We start from the raw sequence: 25,401 nt of genomic DNA, 5'->3' as shown, positions 1-25,401 counted from the left end.
CAATCCCCACCTCTTCCCCTGGCAATGCGCCATTCTACCCGGAACTCTGCCGATTCCCGTTCCTGTGTATCCTTCGCCAGTTGGCAGGCGCCATTGTCGCGGAGGTCGCGTGCTGCCCGATGTTGACCTGTGGGCGACAGTGCGGCCACAACGCACTGTGCTCGCCGTGGTGCGCAACCTGACCTCCCTGGTCCGGTTGCTCGACATCGTGCCGCTACTGGATTGCGACAACCGGGTCGCGGTGCATTTCACCCTCGACTCCGGTTCGGTATTCACCGCCGGTCTGCACGGTCAGCTGGACCGTTTCGGCATCACCCTGCTCGACTGGGAGGTGGCCGCGAAATCCCGCTTCGACCTCGTGCTGGCCGCGCACGTCAATCCCTCGCTGGCCGCACTGGACGGGCCATTGCTGGTGGTGCCGCACGGGGCCGGGTACAACCGGCGCCTGCCCAGCCGCACCAACGAGAAGGAAGCCCCGGTCGGGCTGTCCCCGCACGAGCTGACCGTGGACGGCGAGGTCTTCCCCGCGGTCATCGGGCTCTCGCACCAACGTCAGCGCGGCGACCTCGCCCTGCACACCCCGGCGGCGATCGACCGGGCCAGGGTGATCGGCGATCCGACCTGGGACCGGATCCGCGCGGCCGAGGTCCGGCGCCCGGCCTACCGCGAGGCGCTGGGCGTCGGGCCTGGGCAGCGGCTGGTGCTGATCAGTTCGACCTGGGGTGAGCGATCCCTGCTGGGGCAGCGGGACGAGCTGGTGGAGCGGCTGCTCGCGCAACTGCCGGTGGACCACTACCGGGTGGCCCTGGTGTTGCACCCGAACGTGTGGGCCTACCACGGGGTCGGCACCGTGCGGGCCTGGTTCCGGGACGCCCTGGACAGCGGGCTGCTGCTGATCCGGCCGGAGGACAGCTGGCAGGCCGCGCTGATCGCCGCGGATGTGAGCATCGGCGATCACGGCTCGGTCGCCTTCTACGGCGCGGCGCTGGGCAGGCCCTTCCTCAACTCCGCCAGCGGCCTGGACGATCTGACCCCCGGCTCGGTCACCGGCAGGCTGGTGTGCACCGCCCCTGTCCTCAACGTGCACGGTGACCTGCGCGAACAAATCGAGCGCGGTACCGTCTCGGCCGAACTGGCAGAGATCACCGCCGACACCCTGGGCCTGCCCGGCGGATCCGCGGCCACGCTGCGGCGGACCTGCTACGAACTGCTCCAGCTCGACCCGCCCGCGCACCCGCCGCGGATGCTGCCGATCAGCGCGCCGACCCCGGTGCGCGGTGCGGCGATCACCGCCTTCCACGTGCTGGACACCGTTGCCGAGTCCACTGTGGACATTGAGCGGTTTCCGGCGATCCTGCAACGGTTCCGGCGCCTGTGCGACACCGCCGACTACCTGCTGGTGATCGACGATGAGGAGGTCGACCCCGGGATGCGGGCCACCGCCGAGATCATCGTGCGCACCGGCCCGCTGCCCGGAGCCGAGCTGGCCGAGTGGGCCGCGCGGGCACTGGCCGAGGGCACGGCCGCGCTGGTGGCCGCGGTCTCGGAACACCGGTGCGTGCTCACCTTCCGCGATCCGGCGCTGGGCGTGGTCTCGTTGTGGCCCTGCGCCGCCGGGCCGCTGCCGGTGTTCCTGGCCGCGGTCGCGGTCTACCGCTGGCGGGTCAGCCGCCGCGAGCTGGAATCGGGCGTCAAACTCAGCGCGCGGCTCACCGACGGCCCCGTTGTCGAGGTCTGTGTGGAGAGCGTGCGGCCGCTACCGCAGGTCTGAGGCGGCGCCGCCGGTCAGCTCGCGCAGCCGGTCCAGCGCGTTGCGCCGGAGTTCGGCATCGGCCAGCCGCCCGGCGATCTCCACCAGCGCCCGCAACGCGCGCACCTCCCGCTCCGGCTGCCCGCGCATCCGCATGATCCGGGCCGCGACCTGGAGTTCCACACAGGCCTGCCGGTCCTGACCCAGCGCGACGTGCGCGTCGCCGAGCACGATCCGCGCGCGGGCCGCGGAGAACTCGTCGCCGACCTGGTAGAACTTCAGCAGCGCCTGCTGGATCACCGCGATCGCCTCGGTGTGCTCGCCCAGCCGCTGCAGCACCCCGCCGAGCTGGTAGCCCTGCATGGCGATGCCGCGCACATCGCCGATCTCCTCGTTGATGCCCAGCGCCTGCCGGAAGTGCCCGGCACTCTCCGCCAGCCGGTTCTGCCTGCCGCGCAGCACGCCGTAGGACTCCACCACCACCGCGCGGGCCCTCGGTTCGCCACTGGCCGCCGCCCTGGTCTGGGCCTGTTCCAGCTCACGCTCGGCCGCGGCGAACTCGGCCAGTTCCAGCCAGGCCCTGGCCAGCTGGCTGCGCATCCGGGTCTCCGCGGCCAGGTTCCCGCACCGCTCCGCCGCGGCCACACCAAGCTGGTGTGCCGCAATGGAATCCGCGAAGTGCTGGCGGGTGTGGTAGGCGGGCCAGAGCGCCTCGCACAGCTGCCACACCACCTCGTCCCAGCGCTGTCCGGCCGCGCAGCGCACCATGGCCAGCAGGTTGCGCCGCTCCAGCTCGAACCAGCCGGTGCCGCTGCCCTCGGCGAAGACGAAGGTCGGCGCGGTCTCACTGCGCGGGGCCAGCCGCCAGCGGTCCGCGCCGAGCACCGCCCGGTCCGCGGCGGCCGCCCCGTGCCGGTACCAGTCCACGATGCCGCGCAACACCTCGGCGTGCCCCGCGGCCTGGGGCGCGGACTGACCGGCGTGCAGTTTGACCAGTTCGTGCATGCGATAGCGGTCCGGCCCGGTGACTTCCACCAGGTGCGCCTCGCCCAGCTCGTCCAGGGCGTCCTCCACCGCCTCCGGCGTCAGTCCGGTGGCCGCGGCCAGCACGTGCTGGCCGAAATCCGGCCCGGGGTGGGCGCCAACGCAGTGGTAGATCGCGCGGCCGTCAGCGGAGAGCTGTCCGGCGGCGGTCTCGAAGAGCTGGTCGAAGGGATCACGATCCTGGTCCCGGGAGGACAGCCTGCTCAGCCGATGCCGTTCGTCGCTGAGGTAGTCCACCAGCAGCTGCGGCGACCGGTGCCGCCGGTGCGCCAGCAGCGCGCCCACCACCCGCAGCGCCATCGGTATCCCGGCACACAGCTCGGCCAGCACCTCCAGCGTGGCCCGATCGCACTCCACGTTGCCCCGCCTGGCCTGCTCCAGCAGCAGTTCCACACTGTGCGCCGGATCCAGTGGGTGCACCGGGATCAGCTCGGCGTCCTCCTCGCCGAGCCCGCTGAGCTTGCTGCGACTGGTCACCAGCACCACACCCGCGGGCGAGCCAGGCAGGATGGCGCGCACCTGGCCCGGCTGGTCGGCGTTGTCCAGCAGCACGAGCACATTCGACTCGGCGGTCATGGTGCGAAACTTCGCCCTCCGTTCCGACAGCCGGAGCGGCAACGGCCGGTGCTCGCCCAGCGCGCGCAGAAAACCGGCCAGCACCTCATTCACATCCACGGCGCCGCGATGACGGTATTCGTTCAGATCCGCATAGAGCTGCCCGCCACCGAAGCGGGCCAGATTCTCGTGTGCCCACTGGAGCGCGATCGCGGTCTTTCCGACTCCGCTCAACCCGCTGAGCACCGCCACCATGGACCGGCCACGGTGCCGATAGCCCTCGGCCAGGCGATCCAGGGTGGCCAGTTCGTCACCGCGATGGACCAGCCAGGCGGGGGCGGGCGGTAATTGCCTGGGTACCTGGTGACGCTGGCCGGGTACCTGGTGGAAGTTCACTGGCCCGATCCGGTAACCCTGGACCGCGCCGCCGTAGATGTGCCCAGAGAGATCGTTGTGCGAGCCGGGTGGCGGAACCGGCGGGGTGGCCCCGGTTTCCTCGTTCTCGCCGGATTCTGGCGGCTGTGCCCCCATCCCGCTCACCCCTCGGCAAACAGTCAGCCACCGATGCCCGTGTCACTGATGGTTATCCCACAGGCATAGTGGTACCGCATCAATACGCGGAAGCGCTACCACCGCGGATCCCGAGTTGGCCGCGGGTAATGGGTTCCCGGCCGGATCCACCGGGTGGCGGTAAACCGTGGGTCAGTGTTTCCCGGCGCGGGCGTTCGGCAGCAGTGACCGCCACGGTTCGGGCGGGCCCTCGGCGAGAAAGCGGAGCAGGTCCAGCAGGCGCGCGTACGGGGGCGCGCTCCAATGCCGTTCGTCCGGGCGGGGGCGCGGGTCGCGCAGCCTGCCCAGGGTCCAGGACAGCTGGTGCCACAGGATCCGGGCGGCCCAGTCCAGGTGGTCGGTGGCGGTGGGCAGGTAGCCGGTGAGCACGGGGCGGAGGTGGTCGAGCGGGAGCTTGACGAAGTCGGTGGCCGGATCGCCCCAGACCGCGTCGCCCCAGTCGATGAGGGTGATGGAACCATTGTGCGCCAACAGGTTCTGCGGGTGGATGTCGCCGTGCACGAGTACCGGTTTCAGTGCCGGGCGGTAGCGGGCCAGGTGGTGGAACCAGTCGGTGAGCCAGGTGGCGGCGGTCCGGTCGAGCAGGCCGGTGGTGGCCAGGTGGTCCACCAGCAGGCGCGGGTCGGACTCGGTGTCGGCGGGCACGCCAGGGATGGCGGTGGCCGGGGTGACGCGGTGCAGGCGGGCGAGCTGGCGGCCCAGCTCGGTCAGGGCGACGGGGTCGGGCGTGGTCAGTTCGGCGCCGGGGACGTGTTCGAGAACCAGGTACGGCAGGTCCGGGTCGTAGGCGATCACCGCCGGGGTGCGGACGCCCTCGGCGCGCGCGACCGGGATGACGGCGGCCTCCTTGCCTAACTCGGCCGGGTCGCCGCGCGGGATGCGCAGCACCAGGCCGGGGCCGAGGCGGTAGCAGTGGTTGGCCACGCCGGGCGGCAGCGGCTCGACCTCGCGCAGGGTCCGCCCGTGCCGGGCGGCGATCAGGGCCAGCACTCGCGGATCGACGGTCACGATCACCGATGCTGCTCGTTCCTGGCGTCACGGACCACCGGTTTTCCCGCGTCACGCTGGTGCGGTGTGGACAGCGGCGCGGGCCGGGCGCTAGTCGGGCGTGAACCCGGGATGCCCGCTGAGCGCCACCACCTGGTCGGCGGTCAGCGGCACCCGCCCCAGCCGCGGCCCGCCCCGCCAGAACCGGGACTGCATCTCGTCGGCCCCGTCCTGGGACCGGATCGTCAGCCGCAGCTTGCGATCCGGCCGGAACCGCTCGGCCGTGATCGCCCGCTGCTCGCTCTCGCCACTACGGTCCACCATGGACACGGTGTCCCCGCCGGCCTGCGGCAGGATCCGGCAGAACTTCTCCTGGTGCTTGAAACACCCCGGCTCGCCCGAGGTGATCGGCGGACTGGTGAAGATCGCCAGCACCACGCCGTACCCGGTGCCGTCGGTGACCAGCGCGCCGATCTCGTAGGACCGGCTGCCCAGCGCGGGCTCCACCGAGGAGGTGACCCGCTCGACCAGCAACCCGGCGGGCAGCGCCCGCCGAAGCTCCTCTTCGAGCCGCGGTGAGCGCTGGCGGGCGGGGTCGCCGGGCACGTCTTCGAGGGTGGCGGGGCGCGGGACGGGTGAGCGGCCAGGTGGGTGGATGTCGGCGGGGGCGGGTTTGGGTGCGGGCATCGGTGCTGGGATTTCGGCGGCGGTGCACCCGCTCACGATCAGCCCACCGGCCAGGATGCCCACGACTATCCCGCCACGACGGGCGGACTTCCGCCGCGCCAGGGGAACTCCGTCCCGCTCCGTCAACCTCCGCCGCCCCACGACAATCCCGTCCTGCCCCGCCACACCCCAGCGCCCCATGCTCCCCAGCCCCTCCGCCGGCACCCCGTCTCCGGGCTGCTTTTCGCTTGTGCGCCCCACCCTACTAACTTCACTCCTCACTGAAACGACAGTGCCCGCGAACTCAGCCAATGCTGGCAAGATCGATCCCATGGCGGAAACCCTGCGGCTCGACGGCCGCGTTGTAGTGATCACCGGTGCCAGCGCGGGAGTCGGGGCGGCCGCGGCCCGGCGGCTGAGCAGGCTCGGCGCGACCGTGGCGATCGTCGGCCGGTCCCCGGAGAAGACCGCGGCGGTGGCCGAAAAGCTTGGCGCGCAGTCGTTCCTGGCCGACTTCAGCAAGCTCGACGAGGTCCGGCGACTGGCCGCCGAACTGCTCGCGCGACACCCGGTGATCGACATCCTGGCCAACAACGCCGGATTACAGGCCACCAAGCGCAGCACCACCGTGGACGGGCACGAGTTGACCTTCCAGGCCAACTACCTCGCGCCGGTGTTGCTGACGCACCTGCTCGCGCCGGCGCTCGGCACCGCGCGGGTGATCTCCACGGCCAGTGCCGCGCACTCCTGGGCCAAGCTCGATCTGGACGACCTCAACTCCGCCCGCGGCCGGTTCCGCAGCACCAACGTCTACGGCCGCTCCAAGCTCGGCAACGTGCTCTTCACCCAGGAACTCGCCCGGCGGGCCGCGGGCAGCGGGCTGACCGCGTCCAGCTTCCACCCGGGACTGGTCGCCAGCGACTTCTTCCGCAACGACGGGGTGTTCGGGCTGTTCGGCAAGGTGATGATCAACTCACCGCTTGGGCGCTGGATGGCGGTCAGCCCGGACCAGGGCGCGGCGCCGCTGGAACACCTGGCGACCACGCCGGACGCGGAGTCGGTGAACGGCGCCTACTTCCACCTGCTGGAGCGGCAGCCGCCCAAGGGCCGCCAGCCGCACGACCCGGAGTTCGGGCGGGAGCTGTGGGAGCGGACGGTGAAGATCCTCGGGGTCGATCCGGTGTGGTAATGCGGCGCCCTGGTCAGTCCAGGCCGAGTTGGTTGCGGCCCAAGGGGTTCAGGTCGGCGGGGGCGGGGCGGCCGGTCCAGCTGGTTTCGTAGTTCTCGGGGGCGAAGTCGGCTGGGCTGGCGCCGGTCAGGAAGGCCTGGCCGCAGTGGGCGGCGTACTCGGCGTTCTTCGGGCAGTGCGGGCTGGCCGGGATGTACATGACGTTGGCCCAGCCGCGCTGGCCGGTGACCGCGCCGACCGAGTGGATCAGGTCGCCGTGCCACCACACCGTGTCCCCTGGCGCGACCGCGGGGATCGGGGTCAGCGCGGGCAACAGTTCCGCGTGCCACTGCTCGCTGATCGGCAGCGCCTGGCCGTTGACCGCGCCGCACAGGTCGTCCTCGGGCACGTCGTCCTGCAGGGCGCGCAACAGCAGGTAGGCCATGGCGGACGGGATGGGCACCACGTGCAGCACGCCCTCGGTCGGCGCCATGTCCGACAACGCGGTCCAGCCCTGGAAGGTGCGGAAGGCCGAGCACATCACCGTGGACTCGTATTCGTGCACCTCGGTTCGGTACGCGCCGTCCCACGGGTCGTATTTCGCGGGCGCACCGGCGAAGACGTGCCGGAAGACCTGCTGGTAGGCGGGCAGCAGCCAGCGTTCCACCGAGCCGGAGTCGGTGTGCGGGGACAGTCCGGCGGAGTTGGCGCCGGGGGCGCGGCGGCGGACGCGGTCGGGGTAGGCGGTGTCGCGGGCCGGGTCGAACCAGACCCGGCCCTCGGACTCGTGTTTCCAGAAGCCGTTGAGGAAACCGCGCACGGCAGCCATGTTCGGGTCCGAGCGGGCTTCCAGTTGCGGGCCGGACCAGTAGATCGGGAAGATCGACGGCCTGCCCGCGGCCAGGCCGCCGAAGACGCCGTCGTCGAGGTAGCGGTAGGAGCCATCGAAGTCGTTGCGGGACAGGTAGTCCACCAGCTCGGCGTCCCAGGACTCGGCGCGCTCGCGCGGGAAGGTGCCGCGGATGATCGCGCAGCCGCGGCGGCGGATCGCGGCCCGCTGCTCCGCGGTGACCACGCCCAGCTCGGCGAACTCGATCACCGGCCAGACCTCCTCGCCGCGCTCGCGCTGCGCGAGCACCGCCGCGACCTCGGTCCGCATTTGCGCGCTCACCTGGGCGAACGCGCCCGCCACATCGCCGACCCGCGCCCGTAGTTCGGCCTTGGCGGCGCGGATGGCGGCCGGGAAGTCGGCGGGAGCGGCGGTGGTTGACGTCATTTGGTAACCTCACCTAACTAGATCCTGATGGCAGGCTAGGCCGGTGACACGAGAGCGCGCAAGCCTCAGCAGGGAACTGCCGCAGTCGGTGCTGCGCACGGGCACCGACGCGCGACTGCTGGCCGAGGTCATCGCCCGCGGCCGGGTGACCCGCGCGGAACTGGCCACCGCCACCGGGATCTCCAAGCCGACCGTGTCCGAGTCGGTGCGCCGCCTGGTCGAGGCCGCGCTGCTGGATGCCACCGGACCGGCCGAGACCGGCAGACGCGGGCGGGTCGGCACGTTCTACGAACTCGGCACGGCCGCGGGCTGGGTGCTCGCGGTGGTGCTGGACCAGGCCGGGGTCCGCGCGCGCTCGGCGGATCTGGCCGGGACGATCCGGCACGAGCACACCCGGCCGCCGGGGAAACCCGGTGACAGCGCGGCCGTGGCGAGCGGGTTGCGGGCGGTGGTGCGGCACGCGCTGGCGGCGATCGGGCCGGAGCGCGGGCCGTTGCGGGCGGTGGCGGTCTCGGTGGCCAACCCGGTCGCGCCCGGCTCCCGCGAGGTGGTCGCGCTGCCCGGCTCGCCGTTCCCGGAGGGCCTGGTCAGCCCGGCGGACATCCTGGCCGAGGTGACCGCCGCGCCGGTGCTGGTGGACAACGACGTGAACCTGGCCGCACTGGCCGAGCACCGCTGCGGCGGCGCGGCGGGCGCGGACAGCTTCGCCTACCTGCACATCGGCGCCGGGCTGGGTGTCGGGCTCTACCTGGGCGACCGGCTCATCCGCGGCGCGCACGGGCTGGCCGGGGAGATCGGCTACCTGCCGGGCGCGGGCGAGGACACCCTGGCGGGTGAACTCAGCGCGGCCGGGTTCGGCCGAACCGACGTGGACGCGGTGCTGAACCTGTTGTCCGCCAGCGAAAGCACGGTCCGTAGCCAGGCGATCGGCACGCTCAGCGCGGGGATCGCGCGCGCGGTGGCATCGGTGACCGCGGTGGTGGATCCCGGGCTGGTGCTACTCGGCGGCCCGGTCGGCACCCACCCGGCGCTGCTCGGACCGGTGCGCGCCGCGGTCGCCGCCCGCTCCCCCGCGCCGGTCCGGCTCGGCCACGGTGTGCTCGGCGCGCTGGCCCCGGCGCACGGCGCGCTGCACCTGGCGCTGGAACACGCCACGGCCGCGGCGGTGCGCGCGGCGGGCTGAGCCCGATATCCGCCGGCTCAGCGCCGACTGCGTCTAATGGCCGGCTCAGCGCCGGACGAGGTGCAGTTCGATGCCGTCCAGGATGCGGGCCAGGCCGAACTCGAACTCCTGGTGCACGTCGACCTCCGGGCCGAGCGCGGTGGCCAGCGCGTTGAGCCGGGGGCAGGCGTCGGACTCGCGCAGCCGGTCCCGCCACCAGCCGGTGGTGGCCTTGACGTCGGGCACCTCGGCCCCGCCCAGCCACACCATGCCCAGCCCGTGGCCGTGGCTGGTGACCACGCCCAGCAGGTAGAGCTGCTCCTGGGGCTCCAGCCGCAGACCGTCGAAGCTGGCCAGCGCCCACTCCATGTTGGCGATCAGGTTGGGGCCCAGCGGCGGGCGGGCGGTTGCGGTGGCGGCCAGCATCCACGGGTGCGCGTAGAAGGACCGCCAGTCCTGCCAGGCCAGCGCCTCCAGGGCGTCCCGCCAGAGCGCCGGGCGCGGATCGGGGTAGGCGTACTCCCCCGCGACCCGGTCGATCATGAGTTCGACCAGCTTCTCCCGGTTGGCCACGTGCCGGTACAGCGCCATGCCGGTGGCGCCGAGGCGCTGGCCGACCCCGCGCATGGTCACCGCGTCCAGCCCGCCCTCATCGGCCAGGCCGATCGCGGTCGCCACGATCAGCTCCTGGTTCAGGCCGGCTCGCCGGGTCGCCGTCTCCCGCATGTTCCTCCACTCGGTTGCCCCTGCGGCGATTCGAAGTATACGTTGTAAGCGTTCGAGATGTTTACGACGTAAACAGGGGGATCTCCCATGCGATGGCTTGGCCTCGCGGTGCTGGCGCTGCCCACCGTGCTGGTGTCCATGGACCTGTCGGTGCTCTTCTACGCGGTGCCCGCGCTCAGCGCCGAACTGCGCCCGAGCAGTGATCAGTTGCTGTGGATCCTGGACCTCTACGGCTTTGTGCTGGCCGGACTGCTGATCACCATGGGCACCCTTGGCGACCGGTTCGGGCGGCGGCGGGTGCTGCTGGGCGGCGCCGCGTTGTTCGGGGTGGCCTCGGTGCTGGCCGCGTACGCGCCGAGCACCGAACTGCTGATCGCCGCGCGGGCACTGCTGGGCGTGGCCGGGGCGACGCTGGCGCCGTCCACGCTGTCGCTGATCCGCACCATGTTCACCGATCCGCGGGAACGCCAGATCGCGGTCAGTGTGTGGACGCTGGGCTTCGCCGGCGGCACCATGATCGGCCCGGTGATCGGCGGCCTGCTGCTGGAGCACTTCTGGTGGGGCTCGGTGTTCCTGCTCAACGTGCCGGTGATGCTGCTGTTGCTGGTGCTGGGCCCGATCCTGCTGCCAGAGGCCCGCAACCCCGACCCCGGCAAGTTCGACCTGGGCAGCGCGGCGCTGTCGCTGGCCGCGATCCTGCCGGTGATCTACGGCGTGAAGAAGATCGCCAAGGAGGGCGTGGCCTGGTCACACCTGGCGGCCATCGCCCTCGGCCTGATCCTGGGCTGGGTGTTCGTCCGGCAGCAGCTGCGCGCGCGGCAGCCGATGATCGACGTGCGGCTGTTCCGGCACGTCCGGTTCAGCGGCTCGATCGTCGCCTGCACCATCACCTTCCTGATCCTGGCCGGGATCGGGCTGTTCGTCTCGCAGTACCTGCAGCTGGTGCTGGGCTACAGCCCGTTCGAGGCCGCGCTGTGGTCGCTGCCGGGCATCGCCGGGATGCTGACCGGCGTCGGCCTGGCCACCGCGGTCGCGGCCAGGGTGCGCCCGGCCGTGCTGGTCGCCACCGGACTGATCCTCACCTCGGCCGGGTTCGCGCTGTTCGCCCAGGTCGGCGTGGAGAGCGGGGTGGCCTGGCTGCTGGGCTCGCAGGTCGTGCTGGCCGCGGGTGTGGGCGCGGTGGCCAGCATCGCCACCGATCTGGTGCTGGCCACCGCGCCGCCCGAGCGCGCCGGTGCGGCGGCGGCGATCTCCGAGACCGCCAACGAGTTCGGCGGCGCGGCGGGCATCGCCATCCTGGGCAGCCTGGGCGCGGTGGTCTACCGCGCCGGGCTGTTCGACAACCCGCCTGCCGGGCTGACCGGCGAGCAGCTGGCCGCCGCCGGGGACACCCTGGCCACCGCGGTGCGGCTGGCCGGTGAGCTGTCCGGCGAGGTGGGCCAGGCCCTGCTGCTCGCCGCCCGGACGTCCTTTGTGGACGGTCTGCACTGGGTGGCCTGGATCGGCGCGGCGGCCTGCCTTGCGCTGAGCGGATTCGTGCTGGTGGTGCTGCGGTCGGTGCGCCCGACCGCGGAGGTCAGCACCTGACCCGGGTGTGCCGCCGGGTCACTCCCAGCGGAACACCCGCACCGAGATCGCGGTCAGCAGCACCCCCAGCGCGGCCAGCACCACCAGGTGCGGGGCGGCTGGTCCAGCGCCGGACCAGCCGTCCCGCACCGCCTGCAGCATCGCGCCGAACGGGGTGAACTCGCCGATCGCGGCCAGCCAGCGCGGCAACCGTTCCGCGGGCAGGAAACCGCCGCCGGCGGCGAAGGTCGCGAAGAACACGCCGAGCCCGATGCCGATCGCGGCGTTGGCCGAGGGCGCCAGCGCGGCCAGCAGCACACCGAGGGCGTAGTTGGCGAACACGCCCAGCAGCACCGCGATCACCGTCACCAGCGGCGAGGCCGGGGCGCTCAGGTCGAAGGCGAGGGTGGCCACGGTCAGCGCCAGGGTGATGCCGAGGGCGGACAGCGCCAGGTTGACCAGGACCTGCGCACCCAGCAGCACCAGCGGGCTGACCGGGGTGGCCGACATCCGGCGCAGCACCCCGGTCTTGCGGTAGGAGACCAGCACCGCGGGCACGTTCACCAGCGCGGTGGTGGCGATGATCATCCCCAGCGCGACCGGGGTGGCCACCGTGTCGAAGGTGCGCACCCCGCCGGGCGGGCTGAACCCCTTGGCGCCCATACCGTTCATCACCATGATCAGCAGCGGCAGCGCGACCGGGATGATCAGGCCGCCCGGATCGCGCCAGAGCAGTTTCGCCTCGCTGACGGTCAGCGCGAACCAGCCGGTGCTGCGCGGCAACGGGGTCAGGGTGCTCATGCGTCCTCCTCCGCCAGTTCGGGGTGTGCGCCGGTGTGTGCCAGGAAGACCTCGTCCAGGGAGACGTCCTGCACACCGCGATCGGCCGCGAGCCGGGCGCGCAGGGCGGCCGGGTGGTCCAGGGCGGCCACGCTGCCCTGATGGAAGATGGCCAGCCGGTCGCACAGCCGGTCGGCCTCGTCCATGAAGTGGGTGACCAGCACGACGGTCACCCCGCCTGCGCGGATCTTCTCGATCAGCTCCCAGGTGCGGCGGCGGGCCACCGGGTCCAGGCCGGTGGTCAGCTCGTCCAGTACCACGATCCGCGGTTTCCCGATCAGCGCCAGCGCGATGGACAGCCGTTGCCGCTGACCGCCGGAGAGATCCGCGAAGGCGGTGTGCCGCTTGGTCTCGATGCCCAGCTCGCCCAGCAGCGTCTCCGGATCGGCGCCGTCCCGGTAGAAGGAACGGAACAACCGCAGCGCCTCGCCGACCCGCAGCTTGTCCGGCAGCATACTGTCCTGCAACTGCGAGCCGACCACCTGCCGCAACCGCGCCCGGTCCCGCCACGGGTCCAGCCCGAGCACCCGCACCCGCCCGCCACTGGGTCGACGCAACCCCTCGATGCACTCGACCGTGGTGGTTTTCCCCGCCCCGTTGAGCCCGGCGATGCCGAAGATCTCCCCCTCGGCGACGCTGAACCCGATGTCCCGTACCGCGACCGTGTCCCGGTACCGCTTGTGCAACCCCTCGACCTCGATGACAGCCATCAATTCCCCCATTCTCCAGAAAGTCCTAAGTGGACACCGGTCGGACCGGGATATCCCGCAGCAGCAACCAGACCCCGCCGAGCACCAGTGCGATCAAGGCCAGGCCCGACGGTACGGCCACGGCCAGTGGCAGCGGCCCGAAGAAGGTGAAACCGATCCTGCCGGAGACCCAGGTGCCTGCCAGGATGTTGGCGACCACGAGCACCGCCAGGCCCACCGGCACGGATGCCAGCCCAAGCCCGGCGTTGCGGTAGAAACTCGACCCCACCAGCGCGCCCACCGCGCTGAAGGCGCCGAAGGACAGGAACTGGGTCAGCAGCACCACCGGCACCTCGGTCACGGCGGTGAAATGCCGGTGCGGGGCAAGCACCTGCGGCCATTCCGCGACCGCGTACACCCCGCCTTCGAGCAGGTAGCCCGCCGCGGTCAGCACCGCCAGCACCGCGGCCAGCACACCGACGAACCCGGCCACCCGCGCGGTGAACTCGCGCCGGGTGATCCCGTTGGCCACATACACCGGCAGGTAGGTGTAGAGCAGCCAGGCGGTGAACCCGAAAGCGAACCAGAGCGCGACCTGCACCGCGTTGTCCCACACGCTCAGGCTGACCGTGCCCCACACCGCGATCCCGGTCAGCACCAGGCCGACCACCACCGCGTAGGCCAGCCACAGCAACGTCACGAAGGCGAAGATCCCCGGCAACGGGAACCGCAACGGCCGATACCCGCTCATGCCCGTTCCCCCTTCCCAGCCAGGTGGATGATGAGTTCCTGCAACGACAACGGCCCCAGCTCGACGTTCGCGGCCAGGGCCGCGGCCCGCCGGTCGGCGTCCAGTTCGCCGTAGACGACGGCCTGCCGGGTCTGGCCCAGCGTGCGCTCGCCGATGACCTGCAGGCCCTCGACGATCCCGGCCACCAGCCCGGCGGGTCCGGTCACCGACACCCCGCGGGCGAGTAGCGCGTCCACCTCCTCGAACGCGGCCAACCGCCCGTCGTCAAGCAGCACAACACGTTCCAGCAACGGGGCCACCTCGTCGATGAGGTGACTGGCCAGCAGGAAGGTGCGCGGACGCACGCTCTGCTCGGCGATCAGCTCGTCGTAGAAGGCCATCCGGGACGGCGCGTCCATGCCGAGGTAGGTCTCGTCGAAGATGGTCAGCGGCGCCCGGCTGGCCAGCCCCAGCACCACCCCCAGAGCCGATCTCCGGCCGCGGGACAGCTCCCGCAGGCGTTTCCGCGTCCCGATCCCGAACTTGTCCACCAGCGCCGCGGCGTAGTCCGCGTCCCAGTCCGGCCGCAGCTCGGCGGCCAGGGCGAGCGCCTCGGCCACCCGGTCACCGCTCTCCACGGTGTCCCCGGCCTCCCGGATCAGGCAGATCCGCCTGGTGTTGCGCGGGTTCTCGAACACCGGCTCGCCGTCGATGCGCACCGCGCCGCCGCTGGCCCGCCGGAAGGCGGCGAGCACCGAGAACAGGCTGGACTTGCCCGACCCGTTGTGCCCCAGCACCCCGCAGATGCCCGGCCCGTCCAGCCGGAAACTGATGTCCCGCAACGCCGTGGTCGCGCCGTAGCGCAGCTCCAGCCGGTCCACCTCGACCGTGATCATGCCCCCTCCTCAGTCAGTTCCCGGATCCGTCGCACGACCTCGTCCAGCGGAATCCCGATGGCCTTGGCCTGGGCCACCATCGGATCCACCACATCGGCGAAGAACCGCTCCCCCCGGCGGGCCCGCAACACCTCGCGGGCATCCGCGCTGACGAACATCCCCAGACCTCGCTTCTTGTAGAGCACACCCCGCTCGACCAGCTGCTGGAACGCCTTGGCCGCCGTGGCCGGGTTGATCCGGTAGAAGGCGGCGTACTGATTGGTCGACATCACCTGCTCATCGGCGGCCAGCGCGCCACTGAGCACTTCCGCCTCGATCCGCTCGGCGATCTGCCGGTAGATCGGACTGCCGTCGTTGAACATCCGGACTCCGGTCCTGTGGTTCGTTACTCCACTAATGAACCACAGGACAGACGAGTCCCGCAAGCGGCCAGGAATTTAGGTTAGGCTACCCTCATGACCAAGCTGTCGCGGTTCGACCGCCTCCAGTTGAACCTACTCAGCTCCGCCACCTCACTGGTGATGGCCGCGCCGACCGCACGCGAGGACCTGGACCAGTTCCTGATGACGGTCACCACCATCCGCCAGGTGGCGCCCAAGGTCCGGCGGATCACCTTCCACGCCAGCGAGTTCGAGTTCTTCAACCGCTCCGGCCCCGACGAGTACTTCGGGTTGCTGATGCCGCGGGCCGGGCAACAGGGCGTACTGCTGCCCGCCGAGCGGATGAACGTGCGGGCCGCGATCCGCCGGATGCCCGCGGCGGTCCGGCCCGAGCTGCGCTGGTACACCATCCGCGACCTGCGCGCCGCTGACGGCGAGATCGACGTGGACTTCGTGCTGCACGCCGACGCAGGCCCGGGTTCGGCCTGGGCCGCCGCGGCCAAACCCGGTTACGTGGCCGGCTTCCGCACCGGCGGCTCCTGCTACCAGCCCCCGGCCGACGCCCGCGCCCAGCTGCTGGCCGCCGACGACACCGCGCTGCCCGCGCTGGCCGCGATTCTGTCCACTGTGGACGATGACGCGGTGGCCGGGCTGCGGGTGCTGGTGGAGGTGCCCGGCACGGAGTACCGGGTGCCCCTGGATAAGCGGGTCGCGGTGACCTGGCTGACCCGCGATGGCGAGCCGGGCGCGGAACTGGTGCGCACCCTGCGCGCCTCGGATCTGCCAGAGCTGGACTACGCCTGGGTGTGCGGGGAGTCCGGGCTGGCCACCGGAGTGCGGCGGCACCTGGTCAAGGAACGCGGCCTGGACCGGCGGCGGGTGCTGTTCTCCGGGTACTGGAAGGTGGGCGCGGCCCGCACCTGAGTCAGCAGTTGGACAGGCGGGTGGTGCGCCAGGATCTCCGCCGTGAAGTGGCATCACCTGTCCTGGCGCAAGTCCTGGTCCGGTCTGATCGTGGTCGCGGTGATCGCCGCGGTCGCCCTGCTGCGCGACCGCGCCGAACCCCGCCCTGAACCCACCGCCGAAGCAGCGCGGACCGAGGCCGGCCGCGCGCCTTACACCGCGGTGTCCCAGGTGGACTTCGCCGACGAGCGCACCGGTTTCGCGCTGCGCAGGCACTGTGCGGGCGGGCAGACGGCACGGGCGGGTTGCGTGGATGAGTTGCTGCGCACCGGCGACGGCCGGACCTGGCAGCAGGTGCCCGCGCCCGCGGCCTCGGCACGCCCGCCGGAGGTCAACCTGCCCGGCGAACTCGCGGTGCTGGGCCCGGCGGCGGTGCTGCTCTCGGTGCCACGGCAGCACGATCGGCGGTTGTTCAGCGCCGACGCGGGCCGGCAATGGCACAGCGTCCCGGTCGCGCCCCATGGCGAGGTCGACCGGATCCCCAGGGGTGCGCTCGCGGAATCCGGTTGTCCCGCCGACACCCCGTGCCAGGGCGAGTTCCTGGTGGTCTCACCGAGCACCGGCGGCACGGCCCGGCTGCGCGGGGTGCCCCGGCTGGCCGGGCTGCGCCCCGGCCCCGCGCCCACCGCCGACGGCAGCTGGTGGCTCTCCGGGGTGGACCGGGCCAGTGGCGGGTGGCGGCTCGCGGTGAGCCGGGACGACGGGCGGAGCTGGACGCTGAGCGGCAGCCTGGATCGACTGTCCGCACAGGACACTCGACCGGAGCGGACCGTGGTGCACCTGGCAGGCACGGGCGGCGGCGTGCTGTTCGCCTCGATCACCGCTGGCACCGGCCTGCTCGCGATCCTGCGCAGCGCCGACGGCGGCCGGAGCTGGCAGCGCACCTGGCGCCCGGCCCCTGGCACCCCACCGCTGCGGGTCCTTGGTGTGCCGGTGTTCGGGCCGGGTGAGCGGGTGCTCGTCTCCACCGAGCCGGGCGGGCGGTTACGGCACAGCGCCGACGGCGGGCGCACTTTCACCGCCGCAGCACCGGAACAACCCGAGATCGGCTGGGTGCGGTGGACTCGCGGCGGTTACCTGGCCTGGTCGAGCAGACTCGCCACGGAGATCCCGCTGCCCTACCGGCGCTCCGGCGACGGCACCGGCTGGACACCACTGGAACTCCGGTGACGCCGTGCGGGTGCGAGCGGTCGCGGTTGGACACCGGCCGCGACTTGTTGACTTCCCGGCGGATCAGGCCAGAGTTGTCGCCCTGGCACCAACTCACTGGGGATCCACATGACCGAACTGGTTCCGGGACGCAGCGTCCACCGGCGCGGGCAGCGCCCGCCCGCCGCCGTGCCCACCCTCGACGGGTACGCCCGCGCGCTGGGCAGGCACCTCCAGTACGGCTGGGGCGCGAGCAACCGGTGCTGGCCCGGCGCCGATCTGGGCAGGCTGAGCGTGCTGCTGGTGCACGGCGCGCACGCCAGACTGGTCAGCTGCACCGGGATCAGCGAGGTGCCTGCCACGGAGGTGTGCGGACCCGGCCTGCCGGGAACCTGTGTCGCGGCGCACTGGCGGGGCAAACCCGTGCTGCTGCTGGACCTCGCCCCCGATTTCGCCGGCCGCCCCTTCGCCGATCAGCTCCTGGACGGGTTCCGGCAGGCCACCGAAGCCGGCTTCCGGCACCAGGTGCAGGCCAGCTGGCCACCGCGCTCCACCCGGCCGGAACCAGCGGGGCGGCGGCCTGCCGGGGCCGCGCTGATCCGGTCGATGATCTACGACGCCCTGGTGCGCGCCTTCCGCGACCCGTTGCAGCGGGACCGGCAGCTGCGGATCGCCGCGTACTGGTACGACCGCTGGCTGTCCCGGTGTGCCGGGGAGGTCGCCGCGGTCCGCGAACTCGATCTGGTGCACGGCACCGCCGACTACGTCGCGGACGTGATCCTGGCCAGGGTGCGCGCGAGCGCGGATCCGGCCAGGGCCCGGCATTACCTGGCCAGGGTCAGCCACGGCAGGCGATCGGACCGGCTCGGCGGCCTGGAACGGGAATGCGGCGCGCTGGGTTCGATCGCCTGCCTCAACGCCGCCGAGCTGGACCTGGACTTCGTGACCGCGGCCGAGTCCGGCACGGCCACCCCACTGGATGTGCTGCTCGCCGGGTCGCCGCGGACCGGACCGGAACGCGGCTGCGTGCCAGGGGAGCTGGCCACTCGCCCGAGCCGGCGGGCCGCGCGGTGACCGGATCGCCTTGGCACGACCGATTCCTCCGTCACCGCGGGCCACCACTGGCCAGGCGGTGACGGATCAGCGGCGTCGGCGGACGGGCTTCCCCCAGAGCCCGATCGCCGGCGCCGTCCACTGTGGACTACCGGATTCGAGGCGGCCGCCGGGCAGCTCGCCCGCCACTGTCCGGAGTGGACAGACGGGGTGAGGCAGGCGGCCGCGGCGGGCTCCGGCCGGAGCGGCCTCAGCCGACCCGCAGCCCGCTGCCGTCCCAGCTCACCCCGGTCAGGTCGGGCACCGCGCTGTGCGCTGCCTCGGTGGCCTCGCCCTTGCCGACGCCGAGCACGTGCCCGGCCCCGGCGGCCAGTCCGGCCTGGATGCCTGCCGCGCTGTCCTCCACCACCACGCACTGCTCGATCGGCACGCCCAGCCGCGCGGCCGCGGCCAGGTAACCCTCGGGCGAGGGCTTGCCCTGCCGCACGGCCTCGCCGGTGATGGTGACCTCCGGCAGCGGCAGGCCGGCCGCGGCCAGCCGGGCGCGCAGCAGCGGCAGGGTGGCCGAGGTGACCACCGCCCAGTTCCCGGGCAGCGCGGCGAGCAGGTCAGGGATGCCCGGGATCGGCACCGTGCCCTCGGCCCCGGCGATCTCGATCTGCTCGATCCGGACGTGCCCTTCCGCCCGCTGTTCCGCGGGCAGGTAGGTGGCCACGGTGTCCTGCGAGCGGACGCCGTGCATGCCGTCCAGCACCACCGCCGGGTCCAGGCCGTACTCGCGGGCCCACTGGCTCCAGGCGTCCTCGGCGGGGCCGGTGGAGTCCACCAGCACGCCGTCGCAGTCGAAGAGCACGGCCCGGCAGGGGATGTGTCGCGAGGTCATTGGCCGCACGCTACCCGGCCTCACTCAGCGCGGCGGCGGGTGGCGACCAGGCTGGCCACCGCGGTCACCACGAGCACTCCGGCCACCACACCCAGCGACAACCAGTTGCTGATCTCGGGCACCCAGCTCACCGGCTCGCCGCCGTTGAGGAAGGGCAGCTCGTTCTTCTTCAGCGCGTGGAAGATCAGCTTGACCCCGATGAAACCGAGGATCACGGCCAGGCCGTAGGAGAGGTAGACCAGCCGGTCGAGCAGGTGGCCGATGAGGAAGTAGAGCTGGCGCAGGCCGAGCAGCGCGAAGGCGTTGGCGGCGAAGACCAGGTAGGTGTCCTGGGTGATGCCGTAGATGGCCGGGATCGAGTCCACCGCGAAGAGCAGGTCGGCCGAACCGACCGCGACCATCACCACGAACATCGGGGTCAGCCACAGCTTGCCGTCGATCCGCACCAGCGCCCGGCCGCCCACGTAGTCCTCGGTGACCCGGAACCGCCTGCGCAGCAACCGGACCAGCGCGCCCTCCTGGTACTCGTGGCTGGTCTCGCGCTGCCGGGCCAGCTGCACCGCGGTGAACACCAGGAACCCACCGAAGATCCAGAACACCCAGCTGAACTGGTTGATCGCCGCCCCGCCGATGAAGATCAGCGCGGCCCGCAGCACCAGCGCGATCACGATGCCGAACAGCAGCACCCGCTGCTGATGCACCGCGGGCACGGCGAAGGTGGACAGGATCACCACGAACACGAACAGGTTGTCCACGCTGAGCGAGTACTCGGTGAGGTAGCCGGTGACGAAGTCGATCCCGGACTCGGCGCTGCCGAAGTACCACACCCCCGCGGCGAAGATCACCGCCAGCCCGAAGTAGAAGATCAGCCAGGCGGTGGCCTCGCGCACGCCGACCGCGTGCGGCCGCCGCACGGCCAGGGTGAGGTCGACCGCGAGCAGCGCGATCAGGGCGGCGATGGTGGCTGCCCATAGCCAGCCGGGCACCTGCAGGAGCATCCCGATCCTCCGGCCTCTTGGGTCTCGATCATTATCCACCACTGATCAGCTCCAGTGCCGGTGGACGCGCGACTGAGCACAGCACAGGACTTGATTCGCTGACTAAGGTCAGAGAATGGATCCTGGGCTGATCGAGCGGGTGCGGCGGTTCAACCGCACCGTCACCCAGCGGCTCGGCGCCCTGGACGAGGCGTACCTGGCCCGCAACCGGCCGCTCGGGCAATGCCGGGTGCTGTGGGAGATCGGCCCTGGCGGGCGCGAGGTGCGCGAGCTGCGGGCACGGCTGGACCTGGACTCCGGCTACCTGAGCCGGATGTTGCGGGCACTGGGCGCGGAGGGCCTGGTCGAGGTCGGCGCGGACCCGGTGGACGGGCGGGTGCGGATGGTGCGGCTGACCGCGGCCGGACTGGCCGAGCGGGCCGAGCTGGATCGGTTGTCGGATGAGCTGGCGGCCTCGATGCTGGCGCCGCTCAACGAGTCCCAGCGAGATCGGCTGAGCGCGGCGATGGGCGAGGTGGAGCGGTTACTGGCGGCCTCGATGGTCGAGGTGGCGGTGGCCGACCCGGCCTCGCCCGGCGCGCGGCACTGCCTGCACGCCTACTTCGCCGACCTGGCCGCCCGCTTCGACGACGGTTTCGACCCGGCCCGCAGCATCCCGGCCGAGGACGCCGAGCTGACCCTGCCACGCGGATTGTTGCTGGTGGCCACGCTGCACGGCGAGCCGGTCGGCTGCGGCGCGCTGAAACTGCACCGGCCCGACTGGGCCGAGGTGAAACGGATGTGGGTCTCCCCCACCGTACGCGGACTCGGCCTGGGCCGCCGCCTGCTCGCCGAGCTGGAGTCCAGGGCCGCCGCGCGCGGGGTGCGCACGCTGCGGCTGGAGACCAACCAGGCACTGGCCGAGGCGATCGGCCTGTACCGGGCGGCCGGGTTCCGCGAGGTCCCGGCGTTCAACGACGAGCCCTACGCTCACCACTGGTTCGCGAAAACCCTTGCCGGATAAGGACAAAATCATGGACACGCACGAACTCCAGCGCCGGTTCGCCACGCTGACCACCGCACACCTGGCCGACGCCTGTGTGCGGGCCAAGGTGCCGGTGCACTGCGCGCCCGGCCCGATGCGCCCGCTGGTCCCTGGCGCCCGGCTCGCCGGCCGGGTGCTGCCCGCACGGCACGTCGGCAGTGTGGACATCTTCCTGGAGGCCTTCGAGCAGGCCGGGCCCGGCGATGTGCTGGTGGTGGACAACGGCGGCCGGATCGACGAGGCCTGTGTCGGCGATCTGGTCGTGCTGGAGGCGCAGCTGGCCGGGGTGCAGGGCATCGTGATCTGGGGCCTGCACCGGGACACCGCGGACATCCAGGCGATCGGCCTGCCGGTGTTCAGCCAGGGCAGCCTGTCCACCGGCCCGCTGCGCCTGGACCCACGCCCCGCGGACGCGCTGACCGCGGCCAGGGTCGGCCCGTGGACGGTGACCACCGCGGACCTGGTCTTCGGCGATGAGGACGGCGTGCTCTTCGCCCCGGCCGACCGGGCCGCCGAACTGCTCACCCTGGCCGAGGGCATCCGGGACACCGAACGCGCGCAGGCCGACCGGATCCGCGCCGGGGTGCCGCTGCGCGCTCAGGTCGGCTTCGACGGTTATCTGCTTGCCCGCCAACAGAATCCGGACCTGACCTTCCGCGATCACCTGCGCGCGGTCGGCGGCGCCATCGAGGAGTGAGGGCGCACCGCCCGGGCGGTGGCATCGGCAACGCCCCCGTGCCACACCCGGTTCAGCGGCCCTTGGCCGAGCTGACCTCCAGGGGCTCACCCTGCTGGCAGAAGGAGGCCAGCTCCGGCTTGAGCACCCCGCGCACCTCGACCTCGGCGCCGGGCTTGACCACCGCCGGATCCCCGCCGACCAGCAGGTACTGCTTGCCCCCTGACTCCATGACCAGGCAACCCGACTCCACCCCGGCGCTGACCTTGCCCTGCAACGTCAACTGCCCCGAGGTCGGCGCGGGACTGCTCGGCGGCGGCGCGCTGGTGGCGGAGGATCCGGAACTCGGCGCGGGCGTGGTGCCCCCGGGCGCGGTCGGGCTACCCCCGCACCCCGCGAGCAACAGCACCAACCCGGCAACCGGCACAATTCGACTTCGCATGGTCCCGGTTTACCCCATCCGGTCGGCCACTACCCGGTTTGTCCCTCGACCGCGAGCGGCACCGGCTCCCCGCGAACCAGCTCGGCGAGCGCGTCCAGGACCTTGGCGGGGGCCTGCATGAGCTGGGGATTGCGGTCCAGGCAACGGATTTGTTCCTCGCTGAGCACGATCGACATGACGCAGCCCGCGGTTTTGACGAACAGGACGGAGGAGGTGCGGATGACCACCTCGTCGACGTCTTTCATGGCCTCGGCGAGTTTGGCGATGGCGTTGGCCTCGCGCTCGTCATTCTCGGAGCGCGGGGTGGCGATGTATTTGAGTTCGGCGGCGCGTTCGAGCTTGCCAGCCAACTCGCCGAGCTTGTCGACGGCTTTGGCGTCACCGCGGACGCGGAGGCGCTGGAACCAGGAACCCCGCACGGGCGTGTCCTTGCCGACCACCGCGAACCCGGCTACCTGGAGCAGTTCCACCACGGCGTCGCGCAGGGGCTCGCCGACGTTGTCGCTGGTGTAGACGGTGACCTCGGTGACCGGGCCACGGCGGAGGTCCCGCACCCGGTCCCAGTTGCGACGGGCGGCCTGGAAGTCGCCGAGTTCGGCGTTCACCGCGGCGATCCGCTCCAGCGCGAGGACTTCCGGGGTGGCTTCGCCGACCGGGTCGTCCAGGTCGGCGACCGCCTGGCGCACCACGGAAATCCCGGCGGCGTCCGTGAGCAGCCGCGCGGTGTCGGTGGCCGCGGGCCAGGTCGTCGCCGGGTCGCCGAGCAGGCCCCGGCGGCGGTGGTAGGTCTCCAGCGCCCAGGCAAGCTGCCACGCCTGCTCGAACCAGCCCTTTCGGAGGCAGAGCAGTTGAATGGCAAGGAGGTTAGTGTGCTCGTCGTCGAACCAGTCCAATGCCGCCCCCGCGTCGGCGATGTGATCGCGGGTGACGTCGGCAGCGATCGCCGGAACCCACTGCGGCCTCATCGGTGACAGCAGCCGGTCGGCATCGAGCGCGGAGTTCAGGTAGTGGTCGATGATCCGCCGTGGTTGGAGGGCACCGTCGGCCAACGGCGGTTCCGGGGGCCGGAGGTGGGATCGGTCCGCGAGCCAGAACCGGGATCGCTGACGCTCCAGCAGGCCGTGCAGTGTCAGCGGCCGCAGCGCCAACTCGGCCTCGGCCCGGCCATCGGGCATCAGCGCGACCAGCGTGTCCAGGCTGATGTCCAGTCCCGGCGAGCTGCGCAACCACTCAAGCAGCGCCATGCCCGACCTGCTCACCGGCGGGATTCCCAGGGGCAGGTCCTGGTCGACCGGTGCCAGCCTCAGCGTCGCCGTCCAGTCCACCGCGGCCCGGCTGGTGATCAGCACCGTGCTGCCTGGCACACCACCGAGCAGGCGTCCGACCGTGGCCGGTTCCTCGATGCCGTCGAGCACCACCAGCGGTCGCTGGGACCCGACCGCCTCCCGATACTGTCGCAATTGGGCGGCCAGTCCCTCCGGGATGGCCGCGTGCGCCACCCCCAGCCTGGTCAGCAGCCTGCGCATCGGCAGCCGCGTGGTGCGGAGGACAATCGGCACGCCGTCAAAACGCGATGGGTTGTTGTCGGCCCAATGCATGACCAGTGCTGACCTTCTGGCATCGGTCGCACCAGTGATCACGACCGGTTTCGGCGGCGCCTGATCGATCAGTTCGGTCAGCCTGGCCAGTTCCTCGGTCCGGCCCACGAACGGCGGCGGCGTGCCCGGCAGGTTCCCATCGCCCGGCGGGTCGAGGATGGGGGCGACGAACTCGTGCTCCGACATGGTGACTGACTGTATCCGGTCAGCCACCACGCGGAGTGAGTTCCCGTCAAACAGCCGCCCAGTCGCGCAACGTCGTGCGGCCCAGCCGGATCAACCCCGGATCCACCTCATCCGCGTCCACCACCGCGAACGACCCCGCCACTCCCGCCGCCAGCTCAGCCCCGATATACGGCGTCATCAGCCGCTCATGCTCAGCCAGATCAATGGTGCGCCAACGAATCTCCCGCCCCCGCACCTCCGACAGCACCGCCGCCACGTCCGGCCCGGTCAGGTCCTCCGGCCCGGCAATGAGTTGAGCCGGAACCGGATTGGCCAAGAGATCCACGATCGCCGAAGCCACGTCGGCCGCAGCCGTCCAGGGCACGGGCATCTCCGCCGGGAGCGGGAGGCGGACTTCGGTGTCCGTCGTGGTCGCGGGGTCGGCGAGAATCTCGTTGTACAGCGCGGCGGGGCCGATGATCGAGGCGGTGGGGGTGACGCCGGGCAGGTCGCGGATGAGCTGGAAGCGGGCATCCAGGAACGGGATTCCCCTGGTGCGACTGGGGTAGGGGCCGCTGGTGTTGAAGATGACGTGGTCGATTGTGTTGGTGGACAAGGCTTTCAGCACCGACTCGGCCTGGGTGTGCATTCCGTTGTCGAAGCCGAGTGGGAGTTGCACCACCACCGCGTCCACGCCCTGGTAGGCGGCGACGAGGGAGTCCGGGTTGGTCAGGTCGGCGATGGTGGGCTGGGCGCCGGGTGGCAGGTCGCGGGGGTTGCGGGCCACCGCGCGGACTTCGTGGCCCGCGGCGAGGAGCTGGCTGACGACGGGGGCGCCCTGGACGCCGGTGGGGCCGTGCACTGCGATGATCATGGCCTCGACGCTAGGCGGGGGCCGACAACAGTACCCAGGAAGTGGCATAGTTGGGTTGTGGTTACTGGGGTTGAGCAGGGGGTTTGTGGACAGGCGCGGCCGGGTGCGGTCGAGGTTGCGCTGCGGGTGCTCAGTGGGAAGTGGACCACGATGCTGGTCCGGGAACTGTTGTGCGGGCCGTTGCGGTTCGGCGAACTGCGGGCGGCGCTGGGGAATCCGAGCGCGAAGACGCTGACCGACCGGTTGCGGGCGCTGGAGCATGACGGCGTGCTGACCCGGACGTTGTACCCGGAGATCCCGCCTCGGGTGGAGTACGAACTCACCGAGCGTGGGCGCGAGTTGTGGCCGGTGCTGACCGCGTTGCACGACTGGGGCGTCGGTCACCCTCAGCCTTAATAAGTTGCCGCTGCCCTGCCGCCGTTCGATGATCGGGCCGTGGAACCGCTAAGCACCTGGCCAGAAGTCTTGTCCGAAACCTTCGGGTAGCCAGGGGCTGGTCCAAGGGGCGGCAGTGGTGAGGTGCTGCTCGGTGGTTCGGCTGCGGAAGTAGGCGTGGGTCTGGCGGAGGCGG

Annotated in this window: 25 protein-coding genes and 1 pseudogene; 10 read left to right on the top strand and 16 right to left on the bottom strand. The window is 71.7% G+C overall.

The features are described from left to right. The first annotated feature begins 109 nt into the window (after positions 1-109). Positions 110-1,771, top strand: coding sequence for a hypothetical protein (locus ACTOWY_RS20760; RefSeq protein ID WP_441311307.1), 1,662 nt, complete (start codon positions 110-112; stop codon positions 1,769-1,771). On the opposite strand, the gene ACTOWY_RS20755 is transcribed toward ACTOWY_RS20760, so the two are convergent. From ACTOWY_RS20755 to ACTOWY_RS20745, 3 genes are all read right to left on the bottom strand, one after another. Next, complete coding sequence (locus ACTOWY_RS20755) at positions 1,757-3,880, bottom strand: NB-ARC domain-containing protein (RefSeq protein WP_441311306.1); 2,124 nt, start codon at positions 3,878-3,880, stop codon at positions 1,757-1,759. The genes ACTOWY_RS20760 and ACTOWY_RS20755 overlap by 15 nt on opposite strands. 171 nt (positions 3,881-4,051) lie before the next feature. Continuing rightward, a complete protein-coding gene (locus tag ACTOWY_RS20750; protein ID WP_441311305.1) occupies positions 4,052-4,933 on the bottom strand; it encodes a phosphotransferase family protein in 882 nt (293 codons plus the stop codon). Positions 4,934-5,017: 84 nt separating this feature from the next. Continuing rightward, positions 5,018-5,719, bottom strand: coding sequence for a hypothetical protein (locus tag ACTOWY_RS20745; RefSeq protein WP_441311304.1), 702 nt, complete (start codon positions 5,717-5,719; stop codon positions 5,018-5,020). A 184-nt stretch (positions 5,720-5,903) separates the two neighbouring features. Between ACTOWY_RS20745 and ACTOWY_RS20740 the strand changes: the two genes are divergently transcribed. Further along, positions 5,904-6,761 (top strand): SDR family NAD(P)-dependent oxidoreductase, encoded by an 858-nt coding sequence (locus ACTOWY_RS20740; protein WP_441311303.1) that lies wholly within the window; start codon positions 5,904-5,906, stop codon positions 6,759-6,761. Between the two features lie 13 nt (positions 6,762-6,774). Here ACTOWY_RS20740 and ACTOWY_RS20735 read toward each other — a convergent pair whose 3' ends face one another. Beyond that, a complete protein-coding gene (locus tag ACTOWY_RS20735) occupies positions 6,775-8,016 on the bottom strand; it encodes a YbiU family protein (RefSeq protein ID WP_441311302.1) in 1,242 nt (413 codons plus the stop codon). A gap of 43 nt (positions 8,017-8,059) precedes the next feature. On the opposite strand from ACTOWY_RS20735, the gene ACTOWY_RS20730 reads away from it, so the two are divergent. Beyond that, positions 8,060-9,199 (top strand): ROK family protein, encoded by a 1,140-nt coding sequence (locus ACTOWY_RS20730; RefSeq protein ID WP_441311301.1) that lies wholly within the window; start codon positions 8,060-8,062, stop codon positions 9,197-9,199. 45 nt (positions 9,200-9,244) lie between these two features. Here ACTOWY_RS20730 and ACTOWY_RS20725 read toward each other — a convergent pair whose 3' ends face one another. Beyond that, entirely contained in the window at positions 9,245-9,904 is a 660-nt protein-coding gene (locus tag ACTOWY_RS20725) for a TetR/AcrR family transcriptional regulator (RefSeq protein WP_441311300.1), read from the bottom strand. Positions 9,905-9,991: 87 nt separating this feature from the next. Here ACTOWY_RS20725 and ACTOWY_RS20720 point away from each other — a divergent pair, with 87 nt between their 5' ends. Further along, positions 9,992-11,491 carry an MFS transporter gene (locus tag ACTOWY_RS20720; protein ID WP_441311299.1) on the top strand — a complete coding sequence of 500 codons (1,500 nt, stop codon included), beginning with the start codon at positions 9,992-9,994 and terminating at the stop codon, positions 11,489-11,491. Positions 11,492-11,509: 18 nt separating this feature from the next. Here the strand turns inward: ACTOWY_RS20720 and ACTOWY_RS20715 are convergent, their stop codons facing one another. Genes ACTOWY_RS20715 through ACTOWY_RS20695 form a run of 5 tightly spaced genes read right to left on the bottom strand, consistent with a single transcriptional unit; the run spans position 11,510 to position 14,987 of the window. Beyond that, positions 11,510-12,271, bottom strand: a complete 762-nt coding sequence (locus ACTOWY_RS20715; protein WP_441311298.1) for an ABC transporter permease — start codon at positions 12,269-12,271, stop codon at positions 11,510-11,512. Beyond that, complete coding sequence (locus ACTOWY_RS20710) at positions 12,268-13,020, bottom strand: ABC transporter ATP-binding protein (RefSeq protein ID WP_441311297.1); 753 nt, start codon at positions 13,018-13,020, stop codon at positions 12,268-12,270. The genes ACTOWY_RS20715 and ACTOWY_RS20710 overlap by 4 nt, the downstream gene beginning before the upstream one ends. 25 nt (positions 13,021-13,045) lie before the next feature. Further along, positions 13,046-13,750 (bottom strand): hypothetical protein, encoded by a 705-nt coding sequence (locus tag ACTOWY_RS20705; protein WP_441311296.1) that lies wholly within the window; start codon positions 13,748-13,750, stop codon positions 13,046-13,048. After that, complete coding sequence (locus ACTOWY_RS20700) at positions 13,747-14,625, bottom strand: ATP-binding cassette domain-containing protein (RefSeq protein ID WP_441311295.1); 879 nt, start codon at positions 14,623-14,625, stop codon at positions 13,747-13,749. Before ACTOWY_RS20700 ends, ACTOWY_RS20705 begins: the two co-directional genes overlap by 4 nt. Then, positions 14,622-14,987 carry a GntR family transcriptional regulator gene (locus ACTOWY_RS20695; RefSeq protein WP_441311294.1) on the bottom strand — a complete coding sequence of 122 codons (366 nt, stop codon included), beginning with the start codon at positions 14,985-14,987 and terminating at the stop codon, positions 14,622-14,624. The genes ACTOWY_RS20700 and ACTOWY_RS20695 overlap by 4 nt, the downstream gene beginning before the upstream one ends. 93 nt (positions 14,988-15,080) lie before the next feature. Between ACTOWY_RS20695 and ACTOWY_RS20690 the strand changes: the two genes are divergently transcribed. The 3 genes from ACTOWY_RS20690 to ACTOWY_RS20680 all read left to right on the top strand — a co-directional run bounded on the left by ACTOWY_RS20690 (position 15,081) and on the right by ACTOWY_RS20680 (position 18,191). Then, positions 15,081-15,929, top strand: coding sequence for a siderophore-interacting protein (locus ACTOWY_RS20690; protein WP_441311293.1), 849 nt, complete (start codon positions 15,081-15,083; stop codon positions 15,927-15,929). Positions 15,930-15,971: 42 nt separating this feature from the next. Continuing rightward, positions 15,972-17,138: a WD40/YVTN/BNR-like repeat-containing protein gene (locus ACTOWY_RS20685; RefSeq protein ID WP_441311292.1), complete on the top strand. Its 1,167-nt coding sequence runs from the start codon at positions 15,972-15,974 to the stop codon at positions 17,136-17,138. 108 nt (positions 17,139-17,246) lie between these two features. Continuing rightward, the gene (locus tag ACTOWY_RS20680) at positions 17,247-18,191 is read left to right on the top strand and encodes a hypothetical protein (RefSeq protein WP_441311291.1); all 945 of its coding nucleotides are present in this window, start codon (positions 17,247-17,249) and stop codon (positions 18,189-18,191) included. Positions 18,192-18,420: 229 nt separating this feature from the next. Here ACTOWY_RS20680 and ACTOWY_RS20675 read toward each other — a convergent pair whose 3' ends face one another. After that, positions 18,421-19,053, bottom strand: a complete 633-nt coding sequence (locus ACTOWY_RS20675) for an HAD-IA family hydrolase (RefSeq protein WP_441311290.1) — start codon at positions 19,051-19,053, stop codon at positions 18,421-18,423. A gap of 20 nt (positions 19,054-19,073) precedes the next feature. After that, positions 19,074-20,051, bottom strand: coding sequence for a TerC/Alx family metal homeostasis membrane protein (locus ACTOWY_RS20670; protein ID WP_441311289.1), 978 nt, complete (start codon positions 20,049-20,051; stop codon positions 19,074-19,076). Between the two features lie 115 nt (positions 20,052-20,166). Between ACTOWY_RS20670 and ACTOWY_RS20665 the strand changes: the two genes are divergently transcribed. Both ACTOWY_RS20665 and ACTOWY_RS20660 read left to right on the top strand, forming a co-directional pair. Beyond that, the gene (locus ACTOWY_RS20665) at positions 20,167-21,054 is read left to right on the top strand and encodes a bifunctional helix-turn-helix transcriptional regulator/GNAT family N-acetyltransferase (protein ID WP_441311288.1); all 888 of its coding nucleotides are present in this window, start codon (positions 20,167-20,169) and stop codon (positions 21,052-21,054) included. Positions 21,055-21,064: 10 nt separating this feature from the next. Beyond that, on the top strand, positions 21,065-21,772 hold the full coding sequence (locus ACTOWY_RS20660) for an RraA family protein (RefSeq protein WP_441311287.1): 708 nt from the start codon (positions 21,065-21,067) through the stop codon (positions 21,770-21,772). A gap of 52 nt (positions 21,773-21,824) precedes the next feature. On the opposite strand, the gene ACTOWY_RS20655 is transcribed toward ACTOWY_RS20660, so the two are convergent. The 3 genes from ACTOWY_RS20655 to ACTOWY_RS20645 are packed head-to-tail and all read right to left on the bottom strand — an operon-like array spanning position 21,825 to position 24,830. Next, positions 21,825-22,193: a hypothetical protein gene (locus tag ACTOWY_RS20655; protein ID WP_441311286.1), complete on the bottom strand. Its 369-nt coding sequence runs from the start codon at positions 22,191-22,193 to the stop codon at positions 21,825-21,827. 29 nt (positions 22,194-22,222) lie between these two features. After that, the gene (locus ACTOWY_RS20650) at positions 22,223-23,977 is read right to left on the bottom strand and encodes a hypothetical protein (RefSeq protein ID WP_441311285.1); all 1,755 of its coding nucleotides are present in this window, start codon (positions 23,975-23,977) and stop codon (positions 22,223-22,225) included. Between the two features lie 46 nt (positions 23,978-24,023). Then, positions 24,024-24,830 carry an SDR family oxidoreductase gene (locus ACTOWY_RS20645; protein WP_441311284.1) on the bottom strand — a complete coding sequence of 269 codons (807 nt, stop codon included), beginning with the start codon at positions 24,828-24,830 and terminating at the stop codon, positions 24,024-24,026. 126 nt (positions 24,831-24,956) lie between these two features. Here ACTOWY_RS20645 and ACTOWY_RS20640 point away from each other — a divergent pair, with 126 nt between their 5' ends. Beyond that, complete coding sequence (locus ACTOWY_RS20640; RefSeq protein WP_441311283.1) at positions 24,957-25,226, top strand: winged helix-turn-helix transcriptional regulator; 270 nt, start codon at positions 24,957-24,959, stop codon at positions 25,224-25,226. A 48-nt stretch (positions 25,227-25,274) separates the two neighbouring features. Here the strand turns inward: ACTOWY_RS20640 and ACTOWY_RS20635 are convergent. After that, positions 25,275-25,401, bottom strand: a pseudogene (locus ACTOWY_RS20635) (IS630 family transposase); the annotation flags it as partial.

The sequence above is a fragment of the Crossiella sp. CA198 genome (genome assembly GCF_052078295.1).
GTDB lineage: Bacteria > Actinomycetota > Actinomycetes > Mycobacteriales > Pseudonocardiaceae > Crossiella.
This window is presented reverse-complemented; position numbering and strand designations above follow the sequence as displayed.

What these genes read in the sequence shown, in the direction of transcription:
- ACTOWY_RS20755 (WP_441311306.1), bottom strand. Translation starts at nt 3,880, where the DNA reads ATGGGGGCACAGCCGCCAGAATCCGGCGAGAACGAGGAAACCGGGGCC.
- ACTOWY_RS20740 (WP_441311303.1), top strand. Translation starts at nt 5,904, where the DNA reads ATGGCGGAAACCCTGCGGCTCGACGGCCGCGTTGTAGTGATCACCGGT.
- ACTOWY_RS20735 (WP_441311302.1), bottom strand. Translation starts at nt 8,016, where the DNA reads ATGACGTCAACCACCGCCGCTCCCGCCGACTTCCCGGCCGCCATCCGC.
- ACTOWY_RS20725 (WP_441311300.1), bottom strand. Translation starts at nt 9,904, where the DNA reads ATGCGGGAGACGGCGACCCGGCGAGCCGGCCTGAACCAGGAGCTGATC.
- ACTOWY_RS20720 (WP_441311299.1), top strand. Translation starts at nt 9,992, where the DNA reads ATGCGATGGCTTGGCCTCGCGGTGCTGGCGCTGCCCACCGTGCTGGTG.
- ACTOWY_RS20715 (WP_441311298.1), bottom strand. Translation starts at nt 12,271, where the DNA reads ATGAGCACCCTGACCCCGTTGCCGCGCAGCACCGGCTGGTTCGCGCTG.
- ACTOWY_RS20710 (WP_441311297.1), bottom strand. Translation starts at nt 13,020, where the DNA reads ATGGCTGTCATCGAGGTCGAGGGGTTGCACAAGCGGTACCGGGACACG.
- ACTOWY_RS20705 (WP_441311296.1), bottom strand. Translation starts at nt 13,750, where the DNA reads ATGAGCGGGTATCGGCCGTTGCGGTTCCCGTTGCCGGGGATCTTCGCC.
- ACTOWY_RS20700 (WP_441311295.1), bottom strand. Translation starts at nt 14,625, where the DNA reads ATGATCACGGTCGAGGTGGACCGGCTGGAGCTGCGCTACGGCGCGACC.
- ACTOWY_RS20695 (WP_441311294.1), bottom strand. Translation starts at nt 14,987, where the DNA reads ATGTTCAACGACGGCAGTCCGATCTACCGGCAGATCGCCGAGCGGATC.
- ACTOWY_RS20690 (WP_441311293.1), top strand. Translation starts at nt 15,081, where the DNA reads ATGACCAAGCTGTCGCGGTTCGACCGCCTCCAGTTGAACCTACTCAGC.
- ACTOWY_RS20680 (WP_441311291.1), top strand. Translation starts at nt 17,247, where the DNA reads ATGACCGAACTGGTTCCGGGACGCAGCGTCCACCGGCGCGGGCAGCGC.
- ACTOWY_RS20675 (WP_441311290.1), bottom strand. Translation starts at nt 19,053, where the DNA reads ATGACCTCGCGACACATCCCCTGCCGGGCCGTGCTCTTCGACTGCGAC.
- ACTOWY_RS20670 (WP_441311289.1), bottom strand. Translation starts at nt 20,051, where the DNA reads ATGCTCCTGCAGGTGCCCGGCTGGCTATGGGCAGCCACCATCGCCGCC.
- ACTOWY_RS20665 (WP_441311288.1), top strand. Translation starts at nt 20,167, where the DNA reads ATGGATCCTGGGCTGATCGAGCGGGTGCGGCGGTTCAACCGCACCGTC.
- ACTOWY_RS20660 (WP_441311287.1), top strand. Translation starts at nt 21,065, where the DNA reads ATGGACACGCACGAACTCCAGCGCCGGTTCGCCACGCTGACCACCGCA.
- ACTOWY_RS20655 (WP_441311286.1), bottom strand. Translation starts at nt 22,193, where the DNA reads ATGCGAAGTCGAATTGTGCCGGTTGCCGGGTTGGTGCTGTTGCTCGCG.
- ACTOWY_RS20650 (WP_441311285.1), bottom strand. Translation starts at nt 23,977, where the DNA reads ATGTCGGAGCACGAGTTCGTCGCCCCCATCCTCGACCCGCCGGGCGAT.
- ACTOWY_RS20645 (WP_441311284.1), bottom strand. Translation starts at nt 24,830, where the DNA reads ATGATCATCGCAGTGCACGGCCCCACCGGCGTCCAGGGCGCCCCCGTC.